This window comes from Streptomyces sp. UF-297 (assembly GCF_058245575.1).
The window spans coordinates 73543-80060 of record NZ_JBSIBZ010000035.1; the positions used below are offsets into that span (position 1 = coordinate 73543).

At 71.3% G+C, this 6518-nt stretch carries 5 protein-coding genes and 1 pseudogene; 4 read left to right on the forward strand and 2 right to left on the reverse strand.

The annotated features are described in order from the left end of the window. Positions 1 to 105 precede the first annotated feature (105 nt). Positions 106 to 783, forward strand: coding sequence for a response regulator (locus AC4IJH_RS21115; protein ID WP_490853351.1), 678 nt, complete (start codon positions 106 to 108; stop codon positions 781 to 783). A 273-nt stretch (positions 784 to 1056) separates the two neighbouring features. On the opposite strand, the pseudogene AC4IJH_RS21120 reads toward AC4IJH_RS21115, so the two are convergent. After that, positions 1057 to 1980, reverse strand: a pseudogene (locus AC4IJH_RS21120) (RNA polymerase sigma factor); the annotation flags it as partial. Positions 1981 to 2159: 179 nt separating this feature from the next. Between AC4IJH_RS21120 and AC4IJH_RS21125 the strand changes: the two are divergent. After that, positions 2160 to 2891 (forward strand): TetR/AcrR family transcriptional regulator, encoded by a 732-nt coding sequence (locus tag AC4IJH_RS21125; protein WP_490853352.1) that lies wholly within the window; start codon positions 2160 to 2162, stop codon positions 2889 to 2891. 261 nt (positions 2892 to 3152) lie between these two features. Continuing rightward, the gene (locus tag AC4IJH_RS21130) at positions 3153 to 4187 is read left to right on the forward strand and encodes a lytic polysaccharide monooxygenase auxiliary activity family 9 protein (RefSeq protein WP_490853353.1); all 1035 of its coding nucleotides are present in this window, start codon (positions 3153 to 3155) and stop codon (positions 4185 to 4187) included. A gap of 107 nt (positions 4188 to 4294) precedes the next feature. Here AC4IJH_RS21130 and AC4IJH_RS21135 read toward each other — a convergent pair whose 3' ends face one another. Further along, entirely contained in the window at positions 4295 to 4762 is a 468-nt protein-coding gene (locus tag AC4IJH_RS21135) for an Lrp/AsnC family transcriptional regulator (RefSeq protein WP_490853354.1), read from the reverse strand. Positions 4763 to 4843: 81 nt separating this feature from the next. On the opposite strand from AC4IJH_RS21135, the gene AC4IJH_RS21140 reads away from it, so the two are divergent. After that, complete coding sequence (locus AC4IJH_RS21140; protein WP_490853355.1) at positions 4844 to 6169, forward strand: APC family permease; 1326 nt, start codon at positions 4844 to 4846, stop codon at positions 6167 to 6169. Positions 6170 to 6518: the final 349 nt, after the last annotated feature.

Genomic DNA, 6518 nt, shown 5'->3' on the forward strand with positions numbered 1-6518 from the left:
CGTACGAGGCGCGGTGGCCCACATGCTGCCGAGGGGTTAACGCCGTGTCTCCCTTCCGGTAGTAAGGGTCCTTGTGAACGTTGTGGTCACGGAGGGACTCGCCGGATGACCAAAGTCCTGGTCGTCGACGACGACTTCATGGTCGCCAGGGTGCACAGCCGCTATGTGGCGGCCATGGAGGGATTCACCGTCGCGGGCGTCGCCCACAGCGGCGCCGCGGCGCTGCGCGCCGCGGAACGCCTCCGCCCCGACGTCGTCCTCCTGGATGTGTATCTGCCCGACCTCGACGGCATCTCCGTGCTGCGCGAACTGCGCGCCCGCGACGAACGGCACCACATCGACGCCCTCGTGATCACCGCCGCCCGCGACGCGCACATCATCCGGGCCGCGCTGCGTGCCGGAGCCCTGCACTACCTCATCAAGCCCTTCCACCACACCTCTCTCCAGGAGCAGTTGCGGCATGTGGCTTCGCTGCGTTCCCGCCTGGACCGCTTGGGCGAGGAGGCCAGCCAGGAGGACGTGGACCATATCTTCGGCACCCGCCCGCCCGGTTCCCGCGGCCTGCCCAAGGGGCTCGCGCCCCACACCGCCGAACTGATCGAGCGGACCCTTCGCGCACACACCGGCGGCCTCTCGGCGTCCGAGTGCGCCGCCGCGGGCTCCCTCTCCCGGGTGAGCGCACGCCGCTACCTCGAGTACTTCACCCTCACCGGCCGCGCCGAGGTCACCCTGCGCTACGGCACCACAGGCCGCCCCGAACGCCGCTACCGCTGGATAGCCTGACCCCCACCGGCCTCCATCTCCGCACACCGCGGCACCCCCTCCTCCCGTGGCAGCCGTGTGGCACACCCGCGCAAGCTGATGGCGTGGTACGAGCCGCACAGCGCGCAGGTGCGGTCGATGACGATCTCCCCTCCCGGTCCCGCACGGTCAGTCCGGGTTCTCGGCCGAGCTCGTAGCCGCCCCAGTGACGCACGGCCTCGGCCAGGACGCCCATCAGGCGTGCGCCGGCCTCCTCCAGCGGTCCGAGCGCTGGGCCGCCGGACTCGGCCGCGGTCACAGTAGGTAGCCTCGCAGGCCCTTCGTGCGGGAGGGGTGGCGCAGCTTGCTCATGGCCTTGGCCTCGATCTGGCGGATGCGCTCGCGCGTGACCCCGTAGATCGCGCCTATTTCCGCGAGCGTCTTGGGGTCCTCTCCCGTCAGGCCGTAGCGCAGGGTGATCACTCCGGCCTCGCGGTCGGTGAAGGCGGCGAGGATTTCGCGCAGTTGCACCCGGAGGAGCTCCCGGCTCGCCAGGTCCTCCGGCGCTTGCGCTGTGGTGTCCTCGATGACATCGCCCAGTTCGGCGTCGCCGTCCTCGCCGAGCGGGGTGTGCAAGGAGAGCGGCTCGCGGTCGTACCCCATCGCCGCCGCGACCTTCTCCGGTGTCATGTCGAGCCTCGCCGCCAGCTCCGCGACACTCGCCTCGCGGCCCAACTCCTCGCGCAGGTCCCGGCGCAGGCGCCAGATCTTGTTGATCACCTCGACCATATGGACGGGGACCCGGATCGTGCGGGCCTGGTCGGCCAGCGCCCGGCCGATGGCCTGCTTGATCCACCACGTCGCGTACGTCGAGAGCTTGAAGCCCTTGGTGTGGTCGAACTTCTCTATGGCCCGCATCAGGCCGAGATTGCCCTCCTGGATGAGGTCGAGGAAGAGCACCCCGCGCCCCGTGTACCGCTTGGCGATGGAGACGACCAGGCGGAGGTTGGCCTCCATCATGTGCTGGTGCGCGCGCCGCCCTTCGGCCACGGCTCCCTCCAACTCGGCGCACAGGCCCACCGGAAGGCTCTGCCGCTCCGCGTCCAGCCGCTCCTGGGCGAGGCGGCCGGCCGCGATCCGGCGAGCCAGCTCGACCTCCTGCTCCGCGGTGAGCAACTGGATCGCACCGATCCGCTTGAGGTAGTCCCGCACCTGATCGGCGGACTGGGTCATGACTGCTGCAGACAAGACGAACACCTCTCCATCGGCCACCCGACCCCAGCTGATTGGGATCGACCTAACTTTATGCCCGACCCAATCTCTAGGTCAAGCATAAATTTATGTCGAACCCATGCGATGATGGAGGCGAAGCGAACAGTGCGGGAGATGGAGGAGACGATGGAGAAGGGGACAGCGCCGTGGCGCGGAGCGGGGAGGGCCGCGCGGTGAGCGGGAAGGCCGCGGGCACGAGCCTGCGCGAGCAGAAGAAGCAGCAGACCCGGCAGGCGATCTCGGACAGCGCGACTCAGTTGTTCATGGAGCGCGGCTTCGACAAGGTCACGATCTCCGACGTCGCCGCGGCCGCGGGCGTGGCCAAGATGACCGTCACCAACTACTTCGCACGCAAGGAAGATCTCGTACTGGACCTGCACGACGCGTTCGTCGCCGGTCCGGCCCGTACGGTCGCCGCCCGGGAGGAGGGCGCGTCGGCCCTGGAGGCACTGTGTGCCTCCTATCTCGCGGCGGTGGAGCGCAAGGACCCGGTGATCGGCTTCTCCGGCGAACCGTTCGCCCGCATGATCGTGGAGAGCCCGGTCCTGATGGCCCGGCTGCGCGAGTTCCACGAGCAGCGCGAGGAGGCGCTGGCCGACGCCCTGGCGCAGGAGACGGGCGCCGAGCCCACCGATATAACGCCCCGCGCGGCCGCGGCCCAGCTCGGCGCCGCACACCGCGTCCTGTTCAACGACCTCCTGCAGCGCACCCTGACCGGAGCGGACAACGACGAGATCGCCGCCGCCCACGCCGAGTCCGCACAGCTCACCTTCGAACTGCTCCGCCCGGCCCTGGGCACATACGCGGTGCGCGAGAGCGAGGGCGAGGGCGAGGACAAGAGACAGAGCGAGGGCGGGGGTGGCGGCCGCACCCCGTGACGGGGGTTTCCTTTCTTCACGCTCAGCGTGACCTTAAGGGCGTCATAAGGATCTCCACGAGCGGCCGCTCGGCCTCAAATCCGCTGCTCAGCGGGGCTAACGTGCTGGTCGCCGGGCCGGGTTGCACCGGGCGGGCCGCGCGTCGTCGGTGTCGCTGCTCATCGGGGGGGGCGGCACGGACGCGTACGGCCCGCGGACGGATCTCCTCCCTCCGTCCCCCCTTGTTGTGCCTTGATCGACACGTAGAAGGAGACCCCCACGATGACCGCTCGCCGTAAGGCCGCCGGGATCGTCAGCCTCGGCTTCGCCCCGCTCGCGCTCACCGTTGTGAGCGCGGGACCGGCCGCCGCGCACGGCTCGATGACCGACCCCGTGAGCCGGATCTCCGCCTGCTTCGCGGAGGGGCCGGAGAGCCCCAAGTCCGCGGCGTGCAAGGCGATGGTCGCGGCCGGCGGCACCCAGGCGCTCTACGACTGGAACGGCGTCCGCGACGGCAACGCGGGCGGACAGTCCAAGGCGCGCATCCCGGACGGCAAGCTGTGCAGCGCCAACAGCGCCCAGTACAAGGGCCTCGACCTGCCGCGGGCCGACTGGCCTGCCAGCAAGCTCCGGGCGGGCAACCACACCTTCCGCTACAAGGCCACCGCCCCGCACAAGGGCTCGTTCGAGCTCTACATCACCAAGGACGGCTACGATCCCACCAAGCCGCTGAAGTGGTCGGACCTGGAGGCGAAGCCGTTCGCGAAGGTCACCAACCCGACGCTGGCCAACGGCGATTACGTCTTCAGCGGGAAGGTGCCCGTCAAGTCGGGCCGCCATCTCGTCTACAGCATCTGGCAGCGCTCGGACAGCCCGGAGGCGTTCTACACCTGCTCCGACGTCGTCTTCGGGAAGGGCACCGGCGGCGCGGGCAGCGGGTCCTCCGCCGCCTCGGCGCCCGGTGCGTCCGTACCCAGCGACCGGCAGATCGCCGACAGCGCCGGCAAGTCGTCGATGGACCACACGCACCACGGGGGTACGGGGACAGGGACAGGGACGGACTCGGGCGCCCGCGCAGGCGCCCACACCGACACTGACGAAGGCGCCCACCCGGCACCGGAGGCCAAGGCCCCGGCCGCCAACGCGCCGAAGCCGAACGGCGGCGCCGCCGAGCCGGTTCCCGGCACCCGCCTCGCCGAGACCGGCGGGGACGGCTCGACGGCCCCGATAGCCATAGGCGGCGCGGCCGTCCTGGCGGTGGGCACGGCGGCGCTGGTCGTCGCCGGCCGCCGCAAGGCCGCCCGCCACCGCGGCTGACCCGGCGGAGGTGAGCGGCTGAGCAGCCACCGTCCCCGGTCGCCGACGGATGGGCGATCGGGGCGGCGGCACCACTCACCGCGCCGGGCGGTCGCGGCGGCGAGGCGTCACGGCGCCGCGGGCGACAGCGGCTCCACGATGTCGTTGGCGACGTGCTCGTAGATCACCGAGCTGCGGAAGTCGACGACCTCGCGCCGCTTGGAGAACTGGTCCATCAGCAGACCGTGGAGGTGATCGACGTCCGGGACCGCGACATGGACGAGGAAGTCGTCGCCGCCGGTGACGACATAGATGTTGAGCACCTCGGGCAGGGTCGTCAAGAACGCCTTGAACCGCTCGATGACCTCGCGGTTCAGCGGCCTGATCCGGACGTTGAGCAGCGCCTGGACCGGGCGGTTGAGGGCGTGCAGGTCCACGGTCGCGCGATAGCCGGTGATCACTCCGCGGGCGCGCAGCGCGCGGACCCGCTCCAGGCACGTCGAGGGGGCGATCCGCAGGGTGCGGGCCAGTTCGCGGTTGGTCTGCCGTGCATCGCGCTGCAGTTCCCGGACTATCGCCGAATCAATGTCGTCCATGGCACCCCATGGTGCCGCACCGGCCGAATATTGTTCGGGCCAGCCCCTGTTTGATCATTCTTGGGACTAGTTTCTGCGTCCGTGACCGTACAGGAGACTTCCCTTCCCACTTCCGCACGACCGGATGTACGGCGGCTGGGCATCGGCAGCGGCACCGCTCTGTGTGCCGGTGCCGTTCTCGGCCCCGGCGTTCTGGCCCTCCCCTCCCTGGCCGCCCCCCCCCCCGGGCCCGCCTCGATCCTCGCGTGGGTCGTCCTGCTCGCGATGTGCGTGCCGGTGGCCGCGTCCTTCGCCGCGCTCGGCGCGCGCTTTCCCGACGGCGGCGGCGTGGCCACGTACGTCCACCGGGCGCTGGGCCCGCGGGCGGCGGCCGTGGTGGGCTGGTGGTTCTACGGCGCGGTGCCGATCGGTGTCGTCTCGGCGGCGTGGATCGGCGGACAGTACGTCGCCGACGCGCTCGGCTGGGGCGAGAGCGGCGCCGCGCTGGTCGGCGTGGCCGTGCTGGCCGTCTCCTTCGTCTCCAACTCCATCGGCCTGCGGCTGTCCGGGCGGCTGCAGTTGCTGCTCGGCGCGCTGCTGGCGGCCGTACTACTGATCGCCGTGCTCGCCGCCGCGCCGCACATGAGCGCCGCGCACTTCACCCCCTTCATGCCACACGGCTGGGCCTCGGTCGGCTCGGCGGCCTCCGTGCTCTTCTTCGCCTTCGCGGGGTGGGAGGCCGCCAGCCATCTGTCCGGCGAGTTCGCCGATCCGCGACGGGATCTGCCCCGGGTGACGACGTACACCCTGGTCACGATCACCGTGCTCTATCTGGGGCTGGCCGTGACCACGATCGGCGCGCTCGGTCCCGCGGCCGCAGATACCGACACCCCGCTGACGGCGCTGCTCGCGCAGAGCGCCGGTTCCGCGGCCCGGCCCGTGGCCGCCGCGGCGGCCCTCTTCCTGACGTACGGCGCCGTCAACTCCTATCTGGCGGGCGCCTCCCGGCTGGGCGCGGCCCTGGGCCGGGACGGCGCAGCGCCCCGCTGGATGGCCAAGGGCGGCGCACCCGGCGAGGTGCCGCGCCGCTCCCTGGCGGTGCTGGGCGGCGCCGCCGCGCTGCTGGCCGCGGCGGCCTCCTTCGGCGGCGCGGACCTGGACCGCCTGATGCGCGCCACGGCCACCTGCCTGGCCGCGGTCACCCTCGCCGGCCTCCTCGCCGCACTCGTCCTGCTCCCCCGCCGCACCCCCCTGTGGTACGGCGTCCTCGCAAGCTCCTTCCTGACAGCGGTAGTTCTCGCCTTCTCCGGCCTGCTGCTCCTGATCCCCCTCGCCCTGGCCATCGCGTCCTTCTGCTTCCTGACACTGCGCAGAACGCGCGGCTCCGGCCGCGACGCGTCGCCGGAGCGCGAGGCGGCGGTCCGATAGCCCGGCGCCCTCGGCCGGTAATCGAAAGGCCACCGGTCCGGGATCACCGACCGCTCGCGAAGCCCGCCACCCGGCCCAGGGCAGCGGGCTTCGCTCCGTACAGTCCGATGTCGCCGCCCGGATCCTCCGGCATCGGCCCAGCGGTCCGGCTCCGCCGCCCGGACACTCCGAGATCAGCCCAGCAGCCGGGCCTCACCGACCGGCCGCAGGACACCAACCCTGAGACCCGGGTTCGCCAACCGGCCACAAGACACCAACCCTGAGACCCGGGTTCACCAACCGGCCACAAGACACCAACCCTGAAGCCCAGGATCACCAACCGGCCACAAGACACCAACCCTGAAGCCCA